General features: G+C 66.0%; 1 protein-coding gene and 1 pseudogene. Both read right to left on the bottom strand.

What is annotated here, in order from left to right:
* Positions 1-464 (bottom strand): annotated as a pseudogene (locus JOZ76_RS27965) (hypothetical protein); the annotation flags it as partial.
* A gap of 457 nt (positions 465-921) precedes the next feature.
* Positions 922-2,502, bottom strand: a 1,581-nt coding sequence (locus JOZ76_RS27960) for a class I tRNA ligase family protein (protein ID WP_291704171.1), incomplete at its 5' end; no start/stop codon positions are given.

Below are 2,502 nucleotides of genomic sequence, written 5' to 3'. Positions count from 1 at the left end.
TGCGCAGCGTCCGCGGCGAGCTGGCGCCAGCGCGCCAGACCATGCGCCACGCCCGCGCTCTCGCCCTTGACCGCCATGGCACCCGCGGAGATCAGCGCGTCCACGAGCAAGAGCGCCGCGGCGGACACGATCACCGCGGTCTCGGCCATCATCGGCGGGCTCAGGACGTAAAGAACGGACCCATGGTTCGCGACCGCGTCCTCGTCGGCGCTGGTCCAGGCGCCAGGCACCACGCGATCTCCGCACACGCTGAAGGAGCGGCTCATGCGCGCGTCCGGCTGGTCCTGCGAATGGGTTCGGTCGATGCTGAAGCCGGTCGCAAAATCGCTGATCGCAGCCGAAGCAGCGTCGCACAGGCGCGGCAGTGCGTGTTCTTCGCCGAGAAAACAGAGCACATGGCGCGGCTTGACCTCGGATCTCGCCTGCGCCTCGGACCTTGCGCCATCGGACCGCGCATCAACCATCAGCAATTCTCCTCCTGTAGCGCGATGAAACTTGAATCGAATGCATCCGCGAGGCCGCTCTTCTCCCCTCCCCTTGCGGGCAGGGCTACCGCATACGAGCGCCGCTCTCTCCGTTTGCCTCCCCCGCTTGCGGGGGAGGTCGCCGCGCTTGCGCGGCGGGTGGGGGCCGCCCCGGACTCAGCTGCAGCCTTTTTCGCACGACGCCCCCGCCCCAGCCCTCCCCCGCAAGCGGGGGAGGGAGCCCACCGCCGGCGCGACTCCGATCGAGCCTCATCTCATCATGCTTTCGCGACCTTCAGAAAGTTCGTGCTGGGATGATGATGTTGCTGCGCGGGGCCGGAGGTGGTCGGGAGCAGGCTGCCGGCGGCGCGGCCGCCTTCTCCCGCGCCGTCTTCTCAACGCGGCGCGGTCATGACACCGCTCGATACAGAGCCAGAAGCATGGCGGTGCCGATCGATCAAGCCTCGACGTTCTGCAGCCGCTCGAGCGCTTCCTGGATTTTTGTCTTGCGCGCCACGGCCGCCTCGCGCTTTTCCTTCTCTTCCTCGACGAGTTCTTCCGGCGCGTTGGCGACGAATTTCTCGTTGGACAGTTTTGTGTCGACCCGCTTGATGTCGGCGTCCGCCTTCGCCATCTCCTTCGCCAGTCGCGCGCGCTCGGCAGCGAAATCGATCACGCTCTTGAGCGGCAGCGCGGCGACCTCGCCGCGCACCAGGATCTGCACTGCGCCCTCCGGCGCGCGGTCGGCGAAGGTGATCTCCGACAGCCGCGCCATGCGGCGGATCACCTCGCTCCAGCGCGGCGCGCGCTCTTTGGTTTCCTCCGAGACGCCGGCGAGCACCAGCGGCGTCAGCGTGGCCGGTGCAATGTTCATTTCCGCGCGCACCGAACGGATCGCGGTGACCAGATCGACCACCCAGCCGATTTCCGCCTCGGCCGAGAAATCGGCGAAGTTGGCGGCATAGGTCTGCAGCGCGGCCGGCACGTCGCGGTCGTCCTCCAGGGCGATATCTTCCAGCGTGAATGCATCAGATTCGAGCGGCCAGGGCGCCAGCGCGAGCAGGCCGTCACGGCTCGCCGTGACCATCCACAGCTCTTCGGTGACGAAGGGCATGAAGGGATGCAGCATCTTGAGAATCTCGTCGCGCGCCCACGCCACGCTCGCGCGCGTCTCGGCCTTGGCCGGGCCGTCCGCGCCCATCAGCACGGGTTTTGCCAGTTCGACATACCAGTCGCAATAGACGTTCCAGAGGAAGCGGTAGATCGCGCCGGCCGCATCGTTGAACCGATAGGTCTCGATCGCCTCGGTCACCTCGCGTGCAGTCCGCGCGGTCTCATGGGCAATCCAGCGGTTCAGCGTCTCCGTGGTCTGCGTGGGATCGAACCCGGGCGGCTGCACGCACTCGTACATCTCCGCCAGCAGGCAGACGTTCCAGAGCTTTGTCGCAAAACTGCGATAGCCTTTCACACGCTGTTCGCTGAGCTTGATGTCGCGGCCCTGGGCGGCCATCGCGGCCAGCGTGAAGCGCAGCGCGTCGGCGCCATACTCGTCGATCAGGTTGAGTGGGTCGATGACGTTGCCTTTCGACTTCGACATCTTCGCCCCCTTCTCGTCGCGGACGAGGGCGTGGATGTAGACGTCCTTGAACGGGATCTCCTGCATGAAATGCAGGCCCATCATCATCATCCGTGCGACCCAGAAAAAGATGATATCGAAACCGGTCACCAAGACGTCGGTCGGGTAGTGATGCTTCACCTGAGGCGTCTCGTCCGGCCAGCCCAGCGTCGAGAACGGCCACAGCGCCGAGGAGAACCAGGTGTCGAGCACGTCCTCGTCGCGCGTGAGGAAGCTCCCGCGGCGCTCCTCGACCTGCGCGATGGTCTCGGCCTCTTCGTCGGTGAGAACATCGTTGGTGACGTAATAGGCGAGCGCCTGCGCCAGTGCTTCGTCTTCGGTCTCGGCGACGAACACCTTGTCGTCGGGCCCATACCACGCCGGGATCTGGTGCCCCCACCAGAGCTGGCGCGAGATGCACCA

The sequence above is a fragment of the Bradyrhizobium sp. genome (assembly GCF_019244115.1).
In the GTDB taxonomy this organism is placed as follows: Bacteria; Pseudomonadota; Alphaproteobacteria; order Rhizobiales; family Xanthobacteraceae; genus Bradyrhizobium.
The sequence above is the reverse complement of the archived record's forward strand: the minus strand, read 5'-3'. Positions and strand labels throughout refer to the sequence as shown.